This window comes from Pseudomonas sp. C 49-2 (genome assembly GCF_003970195.1).
Lineage (GTDB): Bacteria > Pseudomonadota > Gammaproteobacteria > Pseudomonadales > Pseudomonadaceae > Aquipseudomonas > Aquipseudomonas canadensis.
Genome location: NZ_RXYG01000002.1, coordinates 262,949 through 284,235 on the forward strand (window position 1 = coordinate 262,949; position 21,287 = coordinate 284,235).

The 21,287-nt window shown below is 62.4% G+C and carries 19 protein-coding genes and 1 pseudogene; 17 read left to right on the forward strand and 3 right to left on the reverse strand.

The window, feature by feature from the left end:
* Positions 1-61 precede the first annotated feature (61 nt).
* The 4 genes and pseudogenes from EJ576_RS30160 to selO form a co-directional block, all read left to right on the forward strand.
* A pseudogene (locus tag EJ576_RS30160) lies at positions 62-661 on the forward strand (methyl-accepting chemotaxis protein); the annotation flags it as partial.
* A 234-nt stretch (positions 662-895) separates the two neighbouring features.
* Positions 896-2,638, forward strand: a complete 1,743-nt coding sequence (locus EJ576_RS04715; protein ID WP_016977199.1) for a potassium/proton antiporter — start codon at positions 896-898, stop codon at positions 2,636-2,638.
* A 50-nt stretch (positions 2,639-2,688) separates the two neighbouring features.
* Complete coding sequence (gene mscK / locus EJ576_RS04720) at positions 2,689-6,072, forward strand: mechanosensitive channel MscK (RefSeq protein WP_123475155.1); 3,384 nt, start codon at positions 2,689-2,691, stop codon at positions 6,070-6,072.
* A gap of 48 nt (positions 6,073-6,120) precedes the next feature.
* Complete coding sequence (gene selO / locus EJ576_RS04725; RefSeq protein ID WP_126569659.1) at positions 6,121-7,584, forward strand: protein adenylyltransferase SelO; 1,464 nt, start codon at positions 6,121-6,123, stop codon at positions 7,582-7,584.
* 6 nt (positions 7,585-7,590) lie between these two features.
* Here selO and EJ576_RS04730 read toward each other — a convergent pair whose 3' ends face one another.
* Positions 7,591-7,992: a type II toxin-antitoxin system HigA family antitoxin gene (locus EJ576_RS04730; RefSeq protein ID WP_122730511.1), complete on the reverse strand. Its 402-nt coding sequence runs from the start codon at positions 7,990-7,992 to the stop codon at positions 7,591-7,593.
* Between the two features lie 83 nt (positions 7,993-8,075).
* On the opposite strand from EJ576_RS04730, the gene trxC reads away from it, so the two are divergent.
* Positions 8,076-8,510, forward strand: a complete 435-nt coding sequence (gene trxC / locus EJ576_RS04735) for a thioredoxin TrxC (RefSeq protein WP_122730509.1) — start codon at positions 8,076-8,078, stop codon at positions 8,508-8,510.
* Between the two features lie 100 nt (positions 8,511-8,610).
* On the opposite strand, the gene EJ576_RS04740 is transcribed toward trxC, so the two are convergent.
* Complete coding sequence (locus EJ576_RS04740; RefSeq protein ID WP_126569660.1) at positions 8,611-8,829, reverse strand: DUF6124 family protein; 219 nt, start codon at positions 8,827-8,829, stop codon at positions 8,611-8,613.
* A gap of 495 nt (positions 8,830-9,324) precedes the next feature.
* Positions 9,325-10,095, reverse strand: a complete 771-nt coding sequence (locus EJ576_RS04745) for a ParA family protein (RefSeq protein WP_016979218.1) — start codon at positions 10,093-10,095, stop codon at positions 9,325-9,327.
* Between the two features lie 348 nt (positions 10,096-10,443).
* Here EJ576_RS04745 and EJ576_RS04750 point away from each other — a divergent pair, with 348 nt between their 5' ends.
* Genes EJ576_RS04750 through EJ576_RS04805 form a run of 12 tightly spaced genes read left to right on the forward strand, consistent with a single transcriptional unit; the run spans position 10,444 to position 21,255 of the window.
* A complete protein-coding gene (locus EJ576_RS04750) occupies positions 10,444-11,163 on the forward strand; it encodes a beta-ketoacyl synthase chain length factor (RefSeq protein ID WP_123475165.1) in 720 nt (239 codons plus the stop codon).
* Positions 11,139-11,951, forward strand: coding sequence for a 1-acyl-sn-glycerol-3-phosphate acyltransferase (locus tag EJ576_RS04755; RefSeq protein WP_095014411.1), 813 nt, complete (start codon positions 11,139-11,141; stop codon positions 11,949-11,951). Before EJ576_RS04750 ends, EJ576_RS04755 begins: the two co-directional genes overlap by 25 nt.
* Positions 11,929-12,198 (forward strand): phosphopantetheine-binding protein, encoded by a 270-nt coding sequence (locus tag EJ576_RS04760; protein ID WP_014716603.1) that lies wholly within the window; start codon positions 11,929-11,931, stop codon positions 12,196-12,198. The genes EJ576_RS04755 and EJ576_RS04760 overlap by 23 nt, the downstream gene beginning before the upstream one ends.
* A gap of 9 nt (positions 12,199-12,207) precedes the next feature.
* A complete protein-coding gene (locus EJ576_RS04765; protein WP_016979215.1) occupies positions 12,208-12,462 on the forward strand; it encodes an acyl carrier protein in 255 nt (84 codons plus the stop codon).
* Positions 12,459-13,004, forward strand: a complete 546-nt coding sequence (locus EJ576_RS04770) for a hypothetical protein (RefSeq protein WP_126569661.1) — start codon at positions 12,459-12,461, stop codon at positions 13,002-13,004. Before EJ576_RS04765 ends, EJ576_RS04770 begins: the two co-directional genes overlap by 4 nt.
* Positions 13,001-14,671 carry an acyl-CoA synthetase family protein gene (locus tag EJ576_RS04775; protein WP_126569662.1) on the forward strand — a complete coding sequence of 557 codons (1,671 nt, stop codon included), beginning with the start codon at positions 13,001-13,003 and terminating at the stop codon, positions 14,669-14,671. Before EJ576_RS04770 ends, EJ576_RS04775 begins: the two co-directional genes overlap by 4 nt.
* Complete coding sequence (locus tag EJ576_RS04780; protein ID WP_123475173.1) at positions 14,664-15,398, forward strand: glycosyltransferase family 2 protein; 735 nt, start codon at positions 14,664-14,666, stop codon at positions 15,396-15,398. The genes EJ576_RS04775 and EJ576_RS04780 overlap by 8 nt, the downstream gene beginning before the upstream one ends.
* On the forward strand, positions 15,395-16,330 hold the full coding sequence (locus EJ576_RS04785; RefSeq protein ID WP_126569663.1) for a glycosyl transferase: 936 nt from the start codon (positions 15,395-15,397) through the stop codon (positions 16,328-16,330). Before EJ576_RS04780 ends, EJ576_RS04785 begins: the two co-directional genes overlap by 4 nt.
* Positions 16,314-17,855, forward strand: a complete 1,542-nt coding sequence (hutH, locus tag EJ576_RS04790) for a histidine ammonia-lyase (RefSeq protein WP_126569664.1) — start codon at positions 16,314-16,316, stop codon at positions 17,853-17,855. Before EJ576_RS04785 ends, hutH begins: the two co-directional genes overlap by 17 nt.
* On the forward strand, positions 17,848-18,273 hold the full coding sequence (locus tag EJ576_RS04795) for a thioesterase family protein (protein ID WP_099492886.1): 426 nt from the start codon (positions 17,848-17,850) through the stop codon (positions 18,271-18,273). The genes hutH and EJ576_RS04795 overlap by 8 nt, the downstream gene beginning before the upstream one ends.
* On the forward strand, positions 18,270-18,953 hold the full coding sequence (locus EJ576_RS04800; protein WP_126569665.1) for an outer membrane lipoprotein carrier protein LolA: 684 nt from the start codon (positions 18,270-18,272) through the stop codon (positions 18,951-18,953). Before EJ576_RS04795 ends, EJ576_RS04800 begins: the two co-directional genes overlap by 4 nt.
* Positions 18,943-21,255 carry an MMPL family transporter gene (locus tag EJ576_RS04805; RefSeq protein WP_068937673.1) on the forward strand — a complete coding sequence of 771 codons (2,313 nt, stop codon included), beginning with the start codon at positions 18,943-18,945 and terminating at the stop codon, positions 21,253-21,255. The genes EJ576_RS04800 and EJ576_RS04805 overlap by 11 nt, the downstream gene beginning before the upstream one ends.
* Positions 21,256-21,287: the final 32 nt, after the last annotated feature.

Here is a 21,287-nt window from a genome sequence, read left to right on the forward strand (position 1 = left end):
CTCCGAGGCATCGCGCAACGCCACCACTTCTGCCGGCGATGGCCGTGATCTGGTGCAGGAAACCGTCAGCGCCATCGAACGCATGAGCGGCGATGTGCAAGCCACCGCCACCTTGATTGGCGACCTGGCCAATGAGTCACGCGATATCGGCAAGGTGCTGGACGTGATCCGTGGCCTGGCCGACCAGACCAACCTGCTGGCCCTGAACGCGGCGATTGAAGCGGCACGTGCTGGCGAAGCCGGTCGCGGTTTTGCGGTGGTCGCCGATGAAGTGCGCGCCCTGGCTCATCGCACGCAGCAATCGACCAGCGAGATCGAGCGGATGATCGGCAGTATCCAGGCCGGCACCGAACACGCGGTGGATTCGATGCGCAACAGCACCGAACGCGCCGAATCGACGCTGAATATCGCCAAAGGCGCCGGGATGTCGCTGGATACCATCAATACCGCGATCGTCGAGATCAACGAACGCAACCTGGTCATCGCCAGCGCAGCGGAAGAACAGGCCCAGGTGGCGCGGGAAGTGGATCGCAACCTGGTGAATATCCGCGACTTGTCCGTGCAATCGGCGACTGGTGCCAGCCAGACCAGTGCGGCGAGCAGCGAGCTGTCGCGCCTGGCGGTGGACTTGAATGGGATGGTCGGGCGCTTCCGCCTCTAACTGAAACAACTGGGTCAAAATTGTGGGAGGGGGCTTGCCCCCGATGGCGGTGTGTCAGCCAGCTTATCGATAGCTGGACCACCGCAATCGGGGGTAAGCCCCCTCCCACATTCAGATCTGCGCCGGCCTTTAAAAGCTTTTTGACAGCGCAGCAATTCAACAGGTTAGAATCGCTGGCACGCAGACTGCATGGTCAGTTTGCGCCCCGTCTTGTTTGCTCATGGAGTACTGCCTTTGAATGCGACGACCATCAACAGCCTGTTCTTGATCGGCGCGTTGCTGGTGAGTGCGAGCATTCTGGTGAGTTCTCTTTCGTCCCGCCTGGGTATCCCGATATTGGTGATCATCCTGGCCGTGGGCATGGTCGCCGGCGTCGATGGCGGCGGCATCATCTTCGATAACTACCCAACTGCCTACCTGGTGGGCAACCTCGCCCTGGCCGTGATCCTGCTCGATGGCGGTTTACGCACACGGGTGGCGAGTTTCCGCGTGGCACTCTGGCCGGCGTTGTCGCTGGCCACGGTGGGGGTGTTGATTACCACCGGCCTCACCGGCATGGCCGCGGCCTGGCTGTTTGACCTCAATATCATCCAAGGCTTGTTGATTGGCGCGATTGTCGGCTCCACGGACGCTGCGGCAGTGTTCTCGCTGCTCGGCGGCAAGGGCCTCAACGAACGGGTCACCGCCAGCCTGGAAATCGAATCCGGCAGCAACGACCCCATGGCGGTGTTCCTCACTGTCACCTTGATCGACATGCTCGCCAGCGGCCAGACCGGCCTGCACTGGAGCCTGCTGACTCACTTGGTGCGCGAGTTCGGCATCGGCGGCGTGGTTGGCCTGGGCGGCGGCTGGCTGATGCTGCAAATGGTCAACCGCATCAACCTGGCCACCGGCCTGTACCCGATCCTGGTGATCGCTGGCGGCCTGTTCGTGTTCGCCGTGACCAACGCCCTGCACGGCAGCGGCTTCCTCGCCGTGTACCTGTGCGGCCTGGTGATCGGCAACCGCCCGGTGCGCAGCCGTCATGGCATTTTGCATATGCTCGACGGCATGGCCTGGCTGGCGCAGATCGGCATGTTCCTGGTACTGGGCCTGCTGGTCACGCCCCATGACTTGCTGCCCATCGCGTTGCCGGCCCTGGGCCTGGCGCTGTGGATGATTCTGTTTGCGCGGCCATTGTCGGTAATGGTCGGCCTGCTGCCTTTCAAAGCGTTCCACGGTCGTGAAAAGGCCTTTATCGCCTGGGTGGGCCTGCGCGGCGCGGTGCCGATCATTCTGGCGGTGTTCCCGCTGATGGCCGGGCTGCCCCATGCGCAGCTGTACTTCAATCTCGCGTTCTTTATCGTGCTGGTGTCGCTGCTGGTGCAGGGCACAAGCCTGCCGTGGGTGGCCAAGCTGCTCAAAGTCACCGTACCGCCGGACCCGGCGCCGATTTCCCGTGCCGCGCTGGAAGTGCACGTCACCAGCGAGTGGGAGCTGTTCGTCTACCGCCTGGGCGCGGAAAAATGGTGCATCGGCGCAGCCCTGCGTGAGCTGAAAATGCCCGAAGGCACGCGGATCGCCGCGCTGTTCCGTGGCCAGCAACTGCTCCATCCGTCGGGTAGTACCGTGCTGGAAGTCGGCGACCTGCTCTGCGTGATCGGCCACGAACACAACCTGCCGGCCCTGGGCAAACTGTTCAGCCAGGCCCCGCAACGCGGTCTGGACCTGCGTTTCTTCGGCGACTTCGTGCTGGAAGGCGATGCCCAGCTGGGTGCGGTTTCCGCGCTGTACGGCCTGAAGCTGGAAGGCATCGACCCGGATATGCCGCTGAGCAGTTTCATCACCCAGAAAGTCGGCGGCGCGCCCATCGTCGGCGACCAGGTGGAGTGGAACAACACCATCTGGACTGTCGCGGTCATGGACGGGAACAAGATTGGCAAAGTGGGCGTCAGATTCCCCGAAGGAAGTCGCCCGGGCCCCGGACTCTTCCTCTAAACTGCGGGGCGATAACGCCCCCGATTCTTCACCTTGCAAGACCGGTCTCTATGCCTACCCTGCGCACGTTCCTCGCCACTGCCCTGCTGGGCCTGACCCTTTGTGTCGGCACCGTTCACGCGGCCGACCCGCCCAGCGCCGACGCCATCCAGCAAACCCTGGACAAGCTGCCCGACCGCAAGCTGCCCGACGCCGACATGAAGGCCCTGCAGACCATCCTGCAGCAGACCTTGACGTACCTGGGCAACAAGCAGGATTACGAGCAGCGCCTGGTCGACCTCAAGCGCCAGCTGGAAGACGCACCGCGCGAGACCGCCGACAACCAGCGCGAACTGACCCGGCTCAAGGCCACCAAAATCATCCCGGTCGCCCAGCGCTACGCCACCCTGCCGGTGCCGCAGCTTGAGCAACTGCTGGTGCAGCGCACCACCCAGCAAGGCGACCTGCAAAAAGAACTGGCTGACGCCAACAGCCTGTCCATCGCCGCCCAAACCCGCCCCGAGCGCGCCCAGACCGAAATCAGCAGCAGCCAGACGCGCATCCTGCAGATCAACTCGATCCTCAAGGCCGGCAAGGACAACGGCAAGACCCTCAGCGGCGACCAGCGCAACCAGCTCAATGCCGAACTGGCCGCCCTCAACGCACTGATCCCGCTGCGCCGCCAGGAACTGGCCGGCAACAGCCAACTGCAAGACCTGGGCAACAGCCAACACGACCTGGTGATGGAAAAAACCGCGCGCCTGGAACAAGAGATCCAGGACCTGCAAACCCTGATCAACCAGAAACGCCTGGCCCAGTCCCAACAAACGGTGACCCAGCAGTCCATCGAAGCGCAAAAAGCCGGCGGCAGCAGCCTGCTGGCCACCGAAAGCGCGGCCAACCTGAAGTTGTCCGACTACCTGCTCAAAAGCACCGACCGCCTCAACGATCTGACCCAGAAGAACCTGAAAACCAAGCAGCAACTCGACACGGTGACCCAGAGCGACTCGGCCCTGGACGAGCAGATCAACGTGCTCAAGGGCAGCCTGTTGCTGTCCAAGATCCTCTACAAACAGAAACAAGCCTTGCCACGCCTGACCGTGGACCGCGACCTGGCGGACGACATCGCCAACATTCGCCTGTACCAGTTTGAGGTCAACCAGCAACGCGAACTGATCAGTTCGCCAAGTGCCTATGTGGATAACTTGCTGGCCAACCAAGCGCCGGAAGACGTCACCCCCCAACTGCGCCGCACCCTGCTGGAACTGGCGATCACCCGCAGCGACCTGCTGGAGCGCCTGAGCCGTGAGCTGAGCGCGCTGCTCAATGAATCCATCACCCTGCAACTGAACCAGAAACAACTGCTCAGCACCGCCACCACCCTGCGCGCGACGCTGGATGAGCAAATGTTTTGGATCCCCAGCAACAAGCCGCTGGACACCGAATGGCTGGAAACGGTGCCGGCGCACCTGAGCAAGCAAGTCGCCACCCTGCCCTGGGCCTCCAGCGTCAGCGAACTGTACGACGGCCTGACCCAACGCCCGCTGCTGTTCCTGCCGCTGCTGCTGTTGATTGGCGCGCTGCTATGGCGCCGTAAAAACCTGTACCAGCGCTTGAACAAGGTGCATCTGGATATTGGCCACTTCAAGCGCGACAGCCAGTGGCACACGCCCCAGGCCATCCTGATCAATATCCTGCTGGCGATGCCGGTTTCCCTGGGCTTGGCGCTGTGCGGCTACGCGCTGCAGATCGACGCCCGTGGGCAGAACGCCAACCTCGGTTCGGCCCTGCTGCAGATCGCCCAGGCCTGGCTGGTGTTCTATACCGCTTATCGCATCCTGGCGCCGGGTGGCGTGGCGGAACTGCACTTCCGTTGGGAAAAGCCCCAGGTCGAATTCCTGCAAGGTTGGGTGCGCAAACTCGGTCTGGTGGTACTCGCGCTGGTGGCCGTGGTGGCCATCGCCGAACACCAACCGGCGGCGCTGGCCGACGACGTGCTGGGCATCGGCGTGGTACTCACCTGCTACGCGCTGATGGCCTGGCTGCTCGGCCGCCTGTTGCTCAACAGCCCGACCCATGAAAAGGCCTCACTGTTCCGCAAGGCCGTGGGCCTGATGTTTACCGCGCTGCCGGTCGCGCTGTTTATCGCCGTGTGCTTTGGCTACTACTACACCGCGCTCAAGCTCAGCGACCGTCTGATCAACACCCTGTACCTGCTGATGTTCTGGCTGGTGATCGAAGCCACCTTCGTCCGCGGCCTGGGCGTTGCCGCCCGGCGACTGGCCTATGCGCGTGCCCTGGCCAAACGCCAGGCCGCCAAGGAAGCCGGCGACGGCGAAGCAGTGATCGAAGAACCGACCCTGGACATCGAACAGGTCAACGAACAGTCCATGCGCTTGATCCGCCTGGCCTTGCTCGGCGGCTTTATTGCCGCGCTGTACTGGGTATGGTCTGACCTGATCTCGGTGTTTTCGTATTTGGATAACGTCACGTTGTACGAATACACCAGCGGTACGGGTGCCAATATCAGCATGGTGCCGATCAGCATCGGCGACTTGCTCGGCGCGCTGATCATCATCGGCATCACCTTCGCCCTGGCGCGCAACCTGCCCGGCCTGCTCGAGGTGCTGGTGCTGTCCAAGCTGGACCTGGCCCAGGGCAGCGCCTATGCGACCACCACGTTGCTGTCGTACGTGATTGCCGGCGTCGGCTTCGTCTCCACCCTGTCCACCCTCGGCGTGAGCTGGGACAAGTTGCAATGGCTGGTGGCGGCGCTGTCGGTGGGGTTGGGCTTTGGTATGCAGGAGATCTTCGCGAACTTCATCTCCGGCATTATGATCCTGTTCGAACGCCCGGTGCGCATCGGCGACACCATCACCATCGGCAACCTGTCGGGCACGGTGAGCAAGATCCGCATCCGCGCCACCACGATCACCGACTTTGATCGCAAGGACATCATTGTCCCGAACAAAACCTTCATCACTGGGCAACTGATCAACTGGTCGCTGACCGACACCATCACCCGCGTCACCCTCAAACTCGGCGTGGACTACGGCTCGGATCTGGACCTGGTGAAGGAACTGTTACTCAAGGCTGCCAGGGAAAACCCACGGGTCCTGAAAGAGCCAGAACCCCATGTTTACTTCCTTAATTTCGGCGAAAGCACCCTCGACCACGAACTGCGCATGCACGTGCGTGACCTGGGTGACCGTAACCCGGTGCTCGACGAGGTCAACCGCTACATCAACCGTGAGTTCAAGAAGCAGCACATCAACATCTCGTTCCGGCAGATGGAGGTGTACCTGAAGAACATGCATGGCCAGGAATACAAACTGGTGCCGGTCGAAGATGACCGCAAGACCCTCGTCGGGCCTGCGACAGACCAAGATGCCCCCGAGCCGCCACCCGGCAAAGTCGACGATGCGCCGGAACCGCCGCCGAGCAAGCTCGACTAACTCCGCTATCCCCAGCAGAATGCTCGGACATTCTGCTGGAGATGGCCGGTGAAAGCCCTCGACGAACTGACCTTCGACAACCGCTTCGCACGCCTGGGCGACGCATTCTCGACCCACGTACTGCCTGAGCCCCTCGACGCGCCGCGCCTGGTCGTGGCAAGCGACGCCGCCATGGCCCTGCTGGACCTTGACCCTGCCGTGGCCGAAACACCGGTATTTGCCGAGCTGTTTGGCGGGCACAAGCTGTGGGCCGAGGCGGAACCCCGGGCTATGGTCTATTCCGGGCATCAGTTCGGCGGCTACACCCCGCAACTGGGTGATGGCCGTGGCTTGTTGCTGGGCGAGGTGTACAACGCAGCCGGCGAACACTGGGACCTGCACCTCAAGGGCGCAGGGATGACGCCTTACTCACGGATGGGCGATGGTCGCGCCGTGTTGCGCTCGTCGATTCGCGAGTTTTTGGCTTCCGAAGCGCTGCACGCGCTTGGCATCCCCAGCAGCCGCGCACTGTGCGTGATCGGCTCCGACACCCCCGTGTGGCGCGAAAAGCAGGAACGCGGCGCGATGGTGTTGCGCACGGCACACAGCCATATCCGCTTCGGCCATTTCGAATATTTCTACTACACCAAGAAGCCCGAGCAGCAGGCGCTGTTGGCCGAGCATGTACTGAACCTGCACTACCCCGAGTGCCGCGAACAACCCGAGCCATACCTGGCGATGTTCCGCGAAATCGTCGAGCGCAACGCCGAACTGATCGCAAAATGGCAGGCTTATGGCTTCTGCCATGGCGTGATGAACACCGACAACATGTCGATCCTCGGCATCACTTTCGACTTCGGGCCGTTTGCGTTTTTGGATGACTTTGACGCGCACTTCATCTGCAACCACTCGGACCATGAAGGACGCTATTCCTTCAGCAATCAGGTGCCGATTGGGCAGTGGAACTTGAGCGCATTGGCGCAAGCACTGACGCCATTTATCAGCGTCGACGCCTTGAAAGAAGCCCTTGGGCTGTACCTGCCGCTGTATCAGGCGAACTACCTGGACCTGATGCGCCGCCGCCTGGGACTCACCACCGCCGAAGACGACGACCAGCATCTGGTCGAGCGTTTATTGAAGCTGATGCAGAACAGCGGCGTGGATTACACCCTGTTCTTCCGCCGTCTGGGGGATGAGTCGGCGGCGTTGGCCGTGGCGCGGTTGCGCGATGACTTTGTCGACCTGGCCGGGTTTGATGCCTGGGCCGAGCAGTACAAGGCGCGTGTTGCACGGGATGGGGAATACAGCGAGGAACAGCGCCGTGCGCGGATGCACGCGGTGAACCCGCTGTACATCTTGCGCAACTATCTTGCGCAGAATGCCATCGCTGCCGCCGAGTCCGGGGATTACAGCGAGGTGAGGCGGCTGCATGAGGTGCTTTCCAAGCCGTTTGAGGAACAAGCCGGGATGGAGCAATACGCACAGCGGCCGCCGGATTGGGGGAAGCATTTGGAGATTAGTTGTTCCTCGTAAAAACCTTTAGATAAAGGTTTCTACTGAAACACCGAATCGCTCGGCCAGCCAACGAATTTGACGTATGTTGAGCTGGCGCTTGCCGCTCAGGATTTCCAAAACGTCGGACTGCGGACCTACACCCGGCAGATCGCCTTGGGTCAAGCCATGCTCTCGCATCATAAAGCGCAACACATCAACGCCACTGGCAACAGGCATCGGCCAATGCTCATGATCGTAGGCTTCGATCCAGTCACCTATGATGTCCACCAGCCCCATAAGTGGGTGAGCTTCGTCTTCTCCAACGATATCCAGCAGCTCATCGAGCGACCCAGCCAAGGCATCATAGTCGGCCTCGGATTGGGGCTTGGTCAGCAGCGATGAAACAAAGCGCCACTGCTCAATAGCCAGCTTTAGATCGTCGTTCATGTGTTGTCCTTTTTATCTGGTCTTGATAAACCGCATTCCCGGCTCCAGATTGAACCTAATGGCCACACCCTAGGAGCCCCCCGATGTCCGAACCTCTTGTAATCCCCTGCCCCCACTGCAACGGGCTCAACCGCATCCCCGGTGAACGCCTGGGTGATGCGCCAAAGTGCGGGCGCTGCAAGCAGCCGGTTTTGTTGAACAAGCCGTTTGAGCTGAAACAAGGCGACTACGCCAGCCAGATCAAAGGCGACCTGCCGTTGCTGGTGGATGTGTGGGCCGACTGGTGCGGGCCCTGTAAATCGTTTGCGCCGGTGTTCGAGCAGGCGGCCGGGCAGTTGGCGGGCAAGTGCCGGTTGGCCAAGCTTGACAGCGAGGCCAATCAGCAGTTGTCGGCGCAGTTGGGGATTCGCTCGATTCCCAGCTTGATTCTGTTCAAGAACGGCCGCGAAGTGGCGCGCCAGAGCGGGGCGTTTCCGTTGCCGCAGTTGATAAGTTGGTTGCGTAGCCAGGGCGTCTAAACACGGTCGAATGTGGGAGCTGGCTTGCCTGCGATGGCAATGTTGAATTCACTACAGCTATCGCAGGCAAGCCAGCTCCCACACTGACCGCATTCCAGATTTAGGCCAGCGGCGCTTCACGGTCCATCATCTGGCCGACGAGCATTACGCCGAGTTCGCTCAATTGGTGGATCGCCAGGGCTACGTCGCGGTGTTCGTCGGTGAGGTCGTTGGACAGGTTGAGTAATAGGGTGCGGACGCAGGAGAAGGTTTCGTAGCTGTTGAGGACGAGGGTTTCGGTGGGGAGATTGGGTGCCACATTGAAAAGATTAATAGACATGCATTTGTTCTCTGATAGGGCTGCCACCTTTTCGCTACTAAACGAAGGGCGGCAGCTGTACGCAGGTTAGTAGACCGGAGAACAAAGCAAAGACCGGCGCACCCGAAAGTGCCCTGCGCACAGCCACCATCAGATAGGCGATAGAACGCCATGCTTTTAGGGCGGTGTAAATGCTTTGGTCGGTTGGGCTACTAAACCCGACCACTGAGAATTCAGCGGCCCGAGAACCTTAAGAGAAGCCCATCCAGACGCACAAGCCGGGCGATTCTGGCTTACCTGTAGGCATCGTTACAAGGCACAACCCCTATTGGGAGACCCGTCCTACAGCCTCTGTGGGACAAATCCAGCAGCTGGAATGCAGAACCCAGTGTGGGAGCTGGCTTGCCTGCGATGCAGGCGACTCGGTCTGCCTGATAAACCGAGGCGATGCGATCGCAGGCAAGCCAGCTCCCACACTGATCGCATTTCAAACTCAGGTCCGCGCTGCCTTTCAGATCACGCGTTTTCCAGCAGGTTATGCAACTCCACAAACTGCTGCGTCAGCTTATGCCGTGGGTCCAGGTGGATCAGCGGCTTGCTCTCCTGGTGCGACTCACGCATACGCACGGAACTGGCCAAGTAAACGGGCAATACCGGCAACCCCTCGGCAATCAATTCATCGAGCATCTGCTGCGGCAACGTCGCGCGGGCCTGGAACTGGTTGACCACGATGCCTTCCACTTCAAGGCCTTCGTTGTGGTCCTCCTTCAATTCTTCGATTTCCGCCAGCAGGCCATACAGGGCCTGGCGCGAGAAGCTGTCGCAATCAAAGGGGATCAGCACACGATCAGCGGCAATCAGCGCCGAAACAGCATAAAAATTCAGGGCTGGCGGTGTATCCAGGTAGATCCGGTCGTAATCCTCGCTCAGATCATCCAGCAGCTTTCTCAGCTTGTTGATCTTGTGCTTGGCCTCAAGCTTGGGCTGCAGGTCGGCCAACTCCGGGGTCGCGGTGATGACGTGCAGGTTGTCGAACGGCGTCTCGTAGATATCTACCTTGTTCTTCTTGGAAAACGGCCCGGAAGACAGGGTTTGCTTGAAAAAATCCGCGATACCCATGGGGATATCGTCGCCGGTCAGCCCCGTGAGGTACTGGGTTGAGTTGGCTTGTGCATCGAGGTCCACCAACAGGGTTCGATAACCTTCGCTGGCGCTGACTGCCGCCAGGTTGCAGGCAATGCTGGACTTGCCAACGCCGCCTTTCTGATTGAACACCACACGCCGCATGGAAAAACCTCCGTGTATCAATGAATGTCCGAGTGTAGAGGGCAAAAGCGCCTGTTAGCTACCTCGTTCATCCATGCACTGCTGCATCACGGGCGATCGGTGACCTGCCTTTCATACGCAGCCGACAGCTTAAAAAGAACGGTCCGACAATCCAATCAGTCCTCTGGTAAAGGACAATCTGTAAATCCTTTCCACTATTTTGTAATCAATCGTGCACAAATTTTTACCAAAGTTTGCTAGAACCCCACGGCACCGGGATAATGCGCGCCATTCGGCTATTGTTCCCTGTCCCGGTATTCGGGGCCAAAAGTCGCACATGGAAGCCCGCAGGGGCGGGATAACTTCTCAGTGATCACTTTCAACATCGCCCAATGGCGCGCCTGGGCCCCTGGGCTCGATAACGTGGACGACTGGCGCGCCTGGTGCCAGGCCCCGATGTTGCTGCCTGCCAGCGAAGCCTGTCCCGATGTGTCATTCCTGCCGGCCATGCAACGCCGCCGCCTGAACCGCCTGGCGCGCATGGCGTTCAGCGTGGGCTGGCCACTGGCTGAGGGTTTGCAGGACCTGCCGCTGGTGTTTATCTCCCGGCATGGCGAGACCCCGCGCACCCTCGACATCCTCAGTGACCTGGCCAACGACCAACCGCTGTCGCCGACCCAGTTCAGCCTGTCGGTGCATAACGCGGTCATTGGCCTGTGGTCGATCCTGCGCAATGAAACCAGCGAAATGACTGCCCTCGCTGCCGCGGGCGACGGTTTGGAACATGGCATGCTCGAGGCCGCCGCGCTGCTCAACGAAGGTGCCCCGGCCGTATTGCTGGTGATCACTGAAGAACAGCCGCCCGAAGCCTACGCCAGCTGGATCCACGACGTGCCGTTCCCCTACGCCCTCGGCCTGTTGCTGACACCGGGCGACGAGTGGCAACTGGAACTCGGTACCGGCACTGTCCAACCCACTCAAACCCAGTGGCCCCACGCCCTGAACCTGCTGCGCACCCTGCTCACCGAACAGGTCGCCTGCCAACATGCCTGGAAGAACCGTGTATGGAATTGGCAACGCAAGCCCTGAACGAGAAACCACGGGACGCCTACTATTGGCGCCTGTTCGCCACCGCCGCCAGCTTCGCGCTGTTCGGCTTCGGTGGGCTGTGCCTGCGTTTACTGGTGTTTCCGTTGCTCAGTTGCCTGCCAGGGGACGCTGCAAAACACCGCAGCCGCGCCCGTCACACGATCAGTTGGCTGTTCTGGTTCTTTATTCGCCTGATGCAGCGCGCCGGCGTGCTCACCTACAGTGTCGAAGGCGCGGAAAAACTCGGCCGCCCTGGCCAGATGATCATCGCCAACCACCCGTCGTTGATCGACGTGGTGTTCCTGATCGGCCTGGTGCGCCAGGCCAACTGCGTGGTCAAGCAGAGCCTGTGGCAGAACCCCTTCACCCGTGGGCCGGTGCGCGACGCGGGCTATATCAGCAACGACGGCAGTGCCGAGATGCTCGATGCGGCGGCTGACGCCCTGCGCAGCGGCCAGACCCTCATCATCTTTCCCGAAGGCACCCGCACCACACCCGGCGCGGCGCCTGCCTTTCATCGCGGCGGCGCCGCCATTGCGCTGCGCGGTGCGACAATCATCACCCCCGTGGTGATCAAGGTCAGCCCCACCACGCTGACCAAGGCCGAACCCTGGTATCGCATCCCAAAATGCCGCGTGCACTTCAGTTTGCGGGTGGGTGCCGATATAGAACCACAGGCGTTCGCATCAATGGGGCCCGCGCCCCAGGCCTCACGCAAGCTCAACGATTACCTGCATCACTTTTTTATTAAGGAGCTCGCCGAAGATGAGCGACCAACACCGCCTTGAGCACGACATAAAGACCCTGATCATCGAGGCCCTGGGCCTGGAAGACATCAGTGTCGACGACATCGGCAGCGAGCAGACCCTGTTCGGCGAAGGCCTTGGCCTGGATTCGGTAGACGCCCTGGAATTGGGCCTGGCGATCCAGAAAAAGTACGGTATCAAGATCGATGCCGACGCCAAGGACACCCGCAATCACTTCACCAACGTGGCCAGCCTTGCGGCGTTCGTCACGGCCAGACAGGCAGCTTGAGACCGGACCATGCAAACTCGTGACGATATTTTCAACACCTTGCGCGATGCCTTGGTGGAACTGTTTGAACTGCCGCCGGAACGCGTCACCCTTGACGCCAACCTGTACCAGGACCTGGAAATCGACAGCATCGATGCCGTCGACTTGATCGACCACATCAAGCGCCAGACCGGCAAGAAGATCGCCGCCGAAGAGTTCAAGGCCGTGCGCACCGTGAACGATGTGGTTGAGGCGGTGTACCGTCTGGTCACGCCTGCCGCATGAGCCGGCTGATCGGCCTTGGCCTGTTGTTGGCGGGGCTGCTGTACCCCTTTGCGGTGTATTACGGCACCGAACACTTCGCCCCGTGGCAATTCGGCCTGCTGCTGGGCAGCCTGTGGCTATTGCGCGCACTGACCGGTGCGCGACGCCCCGGCAGCCGCTGGATGGCGCTGGCGGTGATCTTGTTTTGCCTGCTGCTGGCCTGGTTCGACAACCCGCACTTTCTGCGCTGGTACCCGAGCCTGGTCAGTGGGTTCATGTTGGCGTTGTTCGGCTTGAGTCTCAAATACGGCCCGCCAATGGTCGAACGCCTGGCGCGCATGACCGACCCGGTGCTGCCCCCGCATGCCATTGTGTATACCCGCCAGGTCACCGTGGTGTGGAGCGTGTTTTTTCTGTGTAATGGCCTGCTCGCCGCCGCCCTCACCCTGTGGGCGCCGCTGAGCTGGTGGACGTTGTACAACGGCCTGATCGCCTACGGGCTGATGGGGCTGTTGTTTGCCGTGGAATGGCTGGTACGACAAAGGGTTCGAGGCCGCGTATGAATGGGTTGAAACTTGAGCACTTGTTGCTTGAGCCGCTGGAACAGCGTCCGGTCACCACCGAACCTGCAATGAATCATGCCCAGTTGTGGGCGCAGTCCCTGAGCCTGGCCGCAGGCCTGCAAGCGCGCGGTATCCAGCGCCTGGCCGTGTACCTGGAAGACGCCGGCCTGCTGGCGATTGCCCTGCTGGCCGCCTGGCGGGCCGGGGCCAGCGTATTGCTGCCCGCCGATTTGCAACCTCAGACCCGCCAACGCTGGGACGAGGCCGTCGATGCCTGGCTGACCGAAACGACAGACCTGGACGCGCTGTACCAGGCGCCACTGAGCGCTGCGGCACTCGATCTGGACGCTTGCCAACTGAGCCTGTGCACCTCCGGCTCCAGCGGCGAACCCAAGCGCATCGACAAAAACCTGCGCCAACTGGCCAACGAAGTCGAGGCCCTGGAAACTCTGTGGGGCCAGGATCTCAAGGACGCCTGCATCATCGGCAGCGTCGCCACCCAGCATATCTACGGTTTGTTGTTCCGCGTGCTGTGGCCGCTGTGCGCCGGCCGCACCTTCGTGCGCAAGCAACTGGCCTTCCCTGAAGACTTGCAGCGCGCCAGCCGTGAGCATGCCCGGTTCGCCTGGGTCGCCAGCCCGGCGTTGCTCAAGCGCATGGGCGACAACCTTGACTGGCCGGCGCTGAGCCAGGTGTCGCGAGTGTTTTCATCCGGCGGCGCGCTGCCCGTAGAAGCCGCCGGCAGCCTGTACGACCGATTGCAACAATGGCCGACCGAGATCCTCGGCAGCTCGGAAACCGGTGGCATTGCCTGGCGCCAGGGTGCGCAGCCGTGGCAGCCGTTTGCAGACGTGCACCTGAGTCAGGATGCCGACGGCGCCTTGCGCATCGCTTCACCGTATTTGCCTGAAGGGCATGTCGAACAGACCGCCGACGCTGCCCGCATCCATGCCGATGGTCGCTTCGAGCTGCTGGGCCGCCTGGACCGCATCGTCAAGCTAGAAGAAAAACGCATCTCCCTGCCCATGTTGGAAAACGCGCTGATGGCCCACCCGTGGGTCGCGGAAACGCGCCTGGGCGTGGTGCAGGAAAACCGCGCGTCCCTGGGTGCCTTGGTGGTGTTGAGTGCCGAGGGCCTGCATGCCTTGCGCAATCAGGGCCGACGCACGCTCACCCAAACCTTGCGCCAACACTTGAGCCAACATTGCGAAGCCCTGGCGTTGCCGCGGCGCTGGCGCTTACTGCGTCAGCTGCCCCTGAACAGCCAAGGCAAACTGCCCCAGGCACAGGTCGAGGGGCTGTTGTTGGCACCACGACCGAAAGCCCCGGAAGTACTCGAGCAGGTCGAAGCCAATGGCGAATGGACCTTGCAACTGAGCGTGCCGCCAGACCTGGCCTACTTCAGCGGGCACTTCCCGGTCACGCCAGTATTGCCGGGCGTGGTGCAGGTGGAATGGGCGTTCAACCTGGGCCAGCAACTGCTCGATCTGCCGCCGACCTTTGCCGGCATGGAAGTGCTCAAGTTCCAGCAATTGGTGCGCCCTGGCGACGCAATCGAGCTGCATCTGCGCTTCGACCGGGAGCGCGGCAAGTTGTACTTCGCCTACCGCAACGGCGTCGCGGCCTGCTCCAGCGGCCGGATTTTGCTGGAGGCCGCGCATGCATAACCCCTGCGCCCTGATTCCGGTCTACAACCACGAAGCAGCCGTGCCCGCCGTGGTCCGCAGCCTGTTGAACAGTGGCCTGCCGTGCCTGCTGGTCGACGACGGCAGCAGCCCGGCGTGCGCGGCGGTTTTGGCAGAGTTGGCAGTCCTGGAAAACGTCACCCTGCTGACCCTGCCAACCAACCAGGGCAAGGGCGGTGCCGTGATGGCCGGTTTCCGCGAGGCCGCACGCCTGGGCTTCAGCCACGCCCTGCAAGTCGACGCCGACGGCCAGCATGACCTGCGCGAAGTCGAGACCTTCCTCGACACCTCGCGCCGGCACCCCGACGCGATCATCTGCGGCTACCCCGAATACGACGACAGCGTACCCAAAGGCCGCCTGTACGCGCGCTACCTGACCCACGTGTGGGTATGGATCAACACCTTGTCGCTGCAGATCCGCGACTCCATGTGCGGCTTTCGCGTATACCCGCTGCCCCCGGTGCTGGCACTGATGGACTCGGCTTACATCGGCACACGCATGGATTTCGACTCCGACATCCTGGTGCGCCTGGCTTGGCGCAACCAGCCGATGCGCTGGCTGCCAACCCAGGTGCATTACCCGGCTGACGGCCTGTCGCACTTCCGGCTGTTCCGCGACAACGTACGCATCTCGGCCATGCACACCCGGTTGTTCTTCGGCATGTTGGTGCGGGCGCCGATGATCCTGTGGCGACGGTGGCAGGCATGAGTGACAGCACCAAGCACTGGGCCGACCGCGAAGAGCGCGGCAGCTACTGGCTGATGAAGCTCACGGCATTCGCCGCCAAGGTCCTTGGCCGCCGCCTGTTGAGCCCGGTGCTGTACGGCATCGTGTTGTACTTCTTCCTGTTCGGCCGCACCGCGCGCCAGAGCGCCTGGCAGTACCAGCAGCGCCTGGCCGACTGGAGCGGGCGCGACGAACTGCGCCCCAGCCAGTGGAAAGTCTTCGGCCAGTTCATGGCGTTTGCCGACTCGCTGCTCGACAAGCTCGACGTGTGGAACGGCAAGCTGCGCCTGGAACAGATCGAGATCAACGACCCGGCGCAATTGCGCGGGCAACTGCGCGGCGAGCGCGGGCAGATGCTGGTGGGCGCACACCTGGGCAACCTGGAAGTGTGCCGCGCGCTCGCCGAGATTGGCGAGCAGGTCACCATGAACGTACTGGTGCACACCAAGCACGCCGAGCAATTCAATCGCCTGCTGGGCGAAGCCGGTGCCACTCACCTGCGTCTGATCCAGGTCAGCGAGTTGGACCCGGCTACCATGTTGCTGCTCAGCCAGCGCCTGGACGACGGCGAATGGCTGGCCATTGCCGGCGACCGCGTGCCGCTGCACGGCGGGCGCACGGTGCGCGTGGATTTCCTCGGCCATGACGCCGCCTTCCCCCAAGGCCCGTGGCTGCTGGCGGGCTTGCTTAAATGCCCGGTGAACCTGCTGATGTGCCTCAAGCACAACAGCCGCTATCGCCTGAGCATCGAGCCGTTCGCGCCGCTCGTCGAATGGAAACGCAACACCCGCGAGCAGGTCATAGCCCTGTGGACCGCGCGCTACGCTGCACGGCTGGGCCAGTTCTGCCTGGAAGCGCCCCAACAATGGTTCAACTTTTACCCTTTCTGGAAGACCGATGACGACGCATCTTGAGCCGGTAACCTTTGGCGAACGCGCTTTGCGCATCGAAGACGTGTTGGCCCTGGCCAACCGTCAGGCGCCGACCCACTTGCAGGGCGACGCCGCGTATCGCCAGCGCATTGCCAAGGGCGCGCAGTTCCTCGACTCGCTGCTGGACAAGGAAGGCGTGATCTACGGCGTGACCACCGGCTACGGCGACTCGTGCGTGGTGGCGGTGCCGTTGCAGCACGTCGAAGCGCTGCCGCGTCATCTGTACACCTTCCACGGTTGCGGCTTGGGCAAGTTGCTCGACGCCCAGGCCACCCGCGCGGTGCTGGCGGCTCGATTGCAGTCGCTGTGCCATGGCGTGTCCGGGGTGCGCGTGGAGTTGCTGGAACGCCTGCACGCCTTCCTTGAACACGATGTGCTGCCGCTGATCCCGGAAGAAGGCTCGGTGGGCGCCAGCGGTGATCTGACCCCGCTGTCCTACGTGGCCGCGACCCTGTCCGGCGAACGGGAAGTGATGTTCCGTGGCGAACGGCGCCAGGCGGCCGACGTGCACCGCGAACTGAGCTGGGAGCCGCTGGTGTTGCGTCCGAAAGAAGCCCTGGCGCTGATGAACGGCACCGCCGTGATGACCGGCTTGGCCTGCCTGGCCTTCGCCCGCGCCGACTACCTGCTGCAACTGGCCACGCGCATCACCGCGTTGAACGTGGTGGCGCTGCAGGGCAACCCGGAACACTTCGACGAACGCCTGTTCGCCGCCAAGCCGCACCCTGGGCAGATGCAAGTCGCCGCCTGGCTGCGCAAGGACCTGGCGATCGATGCGCCGACCGCGCCGTTGCATCGCCTGCAAGACCGTTACTCGCTGCGCTGTGCGCCCCACGTCCTTGGCGTGCTGGCTGACAGCCTGAACTGGCTGCGTTCGTTCATCGAGATCGAACTGAACAGCGCCAACGACAACCCGATCATCGACGCTGAAGAAGAGCGCGTGCTGCACGGTGGCCACTTCTACGGCGGGCATATCGCCTTCGCTATGGACAGCCTCAAGACGCTGGTCGCCAACGTCGCCGACCTGCTCGACCGCCAGCTCGCGCTGCTGGTGGACGTGCGTTACAACCACGGCCTGCCGAGCAACCTGTCCGGCGCGCCGGCCGATCGCGCCATGATCAACCACGGCTTCAAGGCCGTGCAGATCGGCACCAGCGCGTGGACCGCCGAAGCCTTGAAAAATACGATGCCGGCCAGCGTGTTCTCGCGCTCCACCGAGTGCCACAACCAGGACAAAGTGAGCATGGGCACCATCGCCGCCCGCGATGCGATCCGTGTGTTGGAGCTGACTGAACAGGTCGCCGCCGCCACGCTACTCGCCGCCAACCAAGGCGTGTGGCTGCGGGCCCAGGCTGAGGATGCGCGACCGTTGCCACCCGCATTGGCGGCGATGCACGAAGAGCTGGCCAAGGACTTCCCACCCGTCATCGAAGACCGCGCCCTCGAAGGCGAACTGCGCCTTTGCCTGCAACGCATTGCCGAGCAACACTGGAGGCTGCATGCGTAGCCAGGGCGTGCTGCATTGCGACACTGAAATCCTCGTGCCGTTTTTTGACGTCGACACCATGAACGTGGTGTGGCACGGGCATTACGTGAAGTACCTGGAAGTGGCGCGCTGCGCGTTGCTGGACAAGATCGGGCATAACTACACGGCAATGCTCGAATCCGGTTACGCCTGGCCGGTGATCGACATGCAGCTGCGTTACGTACGCGGCGCGGTGTTCGGCCAGACCCTCAACGTGCGCGCCAGCCTGGTGGAGTGGGAGAACCGTTTGAAGGTCAATTACCTGATCACTGACCTGGCCAGCGGCGAGCGTCTGACCCGCGCCAGCACCGTGCAGGTGGCGGTGGAAATCGCCAGCCGCGAGATGCAGTTGGCCTCCCCCAAAGTACTCACCGACGCCGTCGAAAGGGCCCTGAAATGAGACCCCCTGTAGGAGCCGGCTTGCCGGCGAAAATCGTCAACGATAACGCGGGCTGCCTGACACTGCGCAGCGCCCTCAGGTTTTTCGCGAGCAAGCTCGCTCCTACAGGGATCGGGTTGTTGCTGAGCTTCTGTGCCCATGCTTTTGACTTGCAGCAGCTGAGCGACCAACTTGCAAAACCCTCAGTGATCCACGGCAGCTTCACCCAGGAAAAACACCTGCGCGCCCTGCCCCAGCCCTTGGTCAGCAAAGGCACCTTCGTCCTCGCCAAGGACCACGGCCTGCTGTGGCTGCTGAAAACCCCACTGCAACAGGACTACCGCATCAGCGCCCAGGGTATCGCCCGGCGTGACGCCAATGGTTGGCAACTGCTGCCGAACAAGAGCGCCGGCGCTGAGCAGAATCGCCTGTTCCTCGCCGTGCTCCAGGGCGACAGCAGCGGCTTGCAGCGTGACTTCGAGTTGCAGCTGCAAGGCGAGGCGAAGCAATGGAAGCTCACGCTGATCCCGCGTTCACTGTTGCTCAAGCAGGTTTTCACCCAGATCAACATCGACGGCGGCGACTTGGTGCAGACCATCCAACTGTTGGAAACCCAAGGCGACAGTACTGTTTTGCGCATGCAGGACAGCACCGCCGGCCAACTCCTGAGCGAAGCGGAGCAACACGACTTTGCCCAGTGAGCGCCTGCTGCCGCGCCTGTTCCTGATCCTGCTGGTGGCCGTGCTGGCCCTGGCCGGCTGGCAGTGGCGCCATGGCGCGCCGTTGTCGGCCAACCTGATGGAACTGGTGCCGGGCAACACGCCGGATGCCCTGGAACAGCAAGCCGAACAGCGCATGCAGGAACCGCTGAACCGCGAGATGCTGGTGCTGGTGGGCCATGCCGACCGCCAGCAAGCCGTGGCAGTCGCCCAACAACTGGGCGAGCGCTGGCAGGCCAGTGGGCTGTTTGAAAAAGTGCAGTGGAACCTGCAAGCCGACTTGCCGGCACTGCGCGAGCAACTGCTGCGCGGGCGCCTGGCGATGCTCTCGGCCAAGGACCGCGAGCAACTGATCGAACAGCCCGACGCGTTTATCCAGCAGCGCGTGCAAGCGCTGTTCGACCCCTTTACCGGCTTCAGCCTGGTGCCCAGCCAGGATGACTGGCTGGGCCTCACCGGGCGTATCCAGAACAGCCAGCCGCAACACGGCTCGGTGCAGTTGGATATCGGCAGCGGCGCGTTGATCGCCGATGCCGACGGCAAGAGCTGGGTGCTGCTGCGTGCGCGCACCACCGGCAATGCCTTCGACATGAAACTGCCGCTGCAAGTGGCGGACCTGCTTCAGGCCAGTCGCGCGCAGGCCAGCGAACACGGCGCGCAATTACTCGCCGCCAGCGGCTTGCTCTACGCCGCCAATGGTCAGCAGCAAGCCACGCGCGAAATCACCTGGGTCGGCGGCGGCGCAACCGTCGGCATCCTGTTATTGCTGTTGCTCGCCTTCCGCCGCTGGCGCGTGTTGCTGGCCTTTGTACCGGTGCTGGTGGGCATGCTGTTTGGCGCGGTGGCCTGTGTGGCGCTGTTCGGCCATATGCACGTGATGACGCTGGTGCTGGGCTCCAGCCTGATCGGCGTGGCGGTGGATTACCCGCTGCACTACTTGTCGAAAAGCTGGAGCATGAACCCGTGGCGCAGTTGGCCGGCGTTGCGCATCACCTTGCCGGGCTTGAGCTTGAGCCTGGCGACCAGCTGTATCGGTTACCTGGCGCTGGCCTGGACGCCGTTCCCGGCGTTGACGCAAATCGCCATCTTCTCAGCCGCAGGCTTGGTCGGCGCCTACCTGTCTGCCGTGTGCCTGTTGCCAGCGCTGCTCAAGGGCGTCGAGTTGCGCCCGGCACAATGGCCGCTACGCATCGCGCAATGCCTGTGGTTGGTGCGCGAATCGCTGCTCAAGCGCGTGCCAAGCCCGGTACTGCTGGCGCTGGTGTTGTTGTTTTGCGCCGGTGGCCTGTGGCACCTGAACAGCAAAAACGATATCCGCCAATGGATCGGCGCGCCGCCACAATTACTGCAAGAAGCGCAGGCCGTGGCGCGGATCACCGGGTTCCAGCCCACCAGCCAGTTCTTCCTGGTGCGGGCGGACAACCAGCAACAGTTGCTAGAGCGTCAGAGCGCGTTGGCGCAGCGCCTGGATCAATTGGTGAATATGGACAAGCTCCAGGGCTACCTGGCGCTCAATCAACTGGTCAGCCAGCCCGCCGAGCAACAGCAACTGCGTGATGCGCTGAACAACCTGCCACAACACTGGCAGCCGCTGCTCGACCTCGGCGTACCCGCCAGCGCCCTGCAAGCCGAAGTCGCGCACCTGCAAGCGCTGCCTACCCAAGATATCGACGCTGCGCTGGCCGGCCCGATGGCCGAGCCTTGGCGCACGCTGTGGCTCGGTAAGGTCGATGGCGGCGTGGCGGCCATGGTCAGCCTGCAAGGCTTGAACAACCCCGCCCTGCTGCGTGTGCAGGCGCTGGACTTACCCGGTGTGCAACTGGTAGACCGCCTGGGCGACTTGAACCGGGTGTTCGCCGACACACAGATCAGCGCCGCTGAACTGAAGTTGATGTCCTGTGTGTTGATCGTACTGTTGCTGATCCTGCCGTTCGGCTTCGGCGGTGCCTTGCGTATCGTCGCACTGCCGCTGCTGGCGGCCCTGTGCAGCCTGGCCAGCCTTGGATGGCTGGGCCAGCCGCTGACACTGTTCAGTCTGTTCGGCCTGCTACTGGTCACGGCCATCAGCGTCGACTACGCGATCCTGATGCGCGAGCAAATCGGCGGCCCTGCGGTCAGTCTCTTGGGCACCTTGTTGGCAGCGTTGACGACCTGGCTGTCGTTTGGGCTGCTGGCGGTGTCCAGTACACCGGCAGTGAGTAATTTCGGCTTATCGGTCAGCCTGGGGCTGGCATTCAGCTTTATGCTGGCACCCTGGGCCGGGCAACAGAAGCACGCCTTATGAATGTGATTATCGCCAATGTGGCAAGGAGCCCT

Bases quoted from the DNA above. Each gene is read 5' to 3' on its own strand.
- EJ576_RS04800 (WP_126569665.1), top strand. From the start codon at position 18,270: ATGAGACCCCCTGTAGGAGCCGGCTTGCCGGCGAAAATCGTCAACGAT.
- EJ576_RS04780 (WP_123475173.1), top strand. From the start codon at position 14,664: ATGCATAACCCCTGCGCCCTGATTCCGGTCTACAACCACGAAGCAGCC.
- EJ576_RS04745 (WP_016979218.1), bottom strand. From the start codon at position 10,095: ATGCGGCGTGTGGTGTTCAATCAGAAAGGCGGCGTTGGCAAGTCCAGC.
- trxC (WP_122730509.1), top strand. From the start codon at position 8,076: ATGTCCGAACCTCTTGTAATCCCCTGCCCCCACTGCAACGGGCTCAAC.
- EJ576_RS04795 (WP_099492886.1), top strand. From the start codon at position 17,848: ATGCGTAGCCAGGGCGTGCTGCATTGCGACACTGAAATCCTCGTGCCG.
- EJ576_RS04760 (WP_014716603.1), top strand. From the start codon at position 11,929: ATGAGCGACCAACACCGCCTTGAGCACGACATAAAGACCCTGATCATC.
- hutH (WP_126569664.1), top strand. From the start codon at position 16,314: ATGACGACGCATCTTGAGCCGGTAACCTTTGGCGAACGCGCTTTGCGC.
- EJ576_RS04740 (WP_126569660.1), bottom strand. From the start codon at position 8,829: ATGTCTATTAATCTTTTCAATGTGGCACCCAATCTCCCCACCGAAACC.
- EJ576_RS04730 (WP_122730511.1), bottom strand. From the start codon at position 7,992: ATGAACGACGATCTAAAGCTGGCTATTGAGCAGTGGCGCTTTGTTTCA.
- EJ576_RS04755 (WP_095014411.1), top strand. From the start codon at position 11,139: ATGGAATTGGCAACGCAAGCCCTGAACGAGAAACCACGGGACGCCTAC.
- EJ576_RS04775 (WP_126569662.1), top strand. From the start codon at position 13,001: ATGAATGGGTTGAAACTTGAGCACTTGTTGCTTGAGCCGCTGGAACAG.
- EJ576_RS04765 (WP_016979215.1), top strand. From the start codon at position 12,208: ATGCAAACTCGTGACGATATTTTCAACACCTTGCGCGATGCCTTGGTG.
- EJ576_RS04770 (WP_126569661.1), top strand. From the start codon at position 12,459: ATGAGCCGGCTGATCGGCCTTGGCCTGTTGTTGGCGGGGCTGCTGTAC.
- EJ576_RS04785 (WP_126569663.1), top strand. From the start codon at position 15,395: ATGAGTGACAGCACCAAGCACTGGGCCGACCGCGAAGAGCGCGGCAGC.
- mscK (WP_123475155.1), top strand. From the start codon at position 2,689: ATGCCTACCCTGCGCACGTTCCTCGCCACTGCCCTGCTGGGCCTGACC.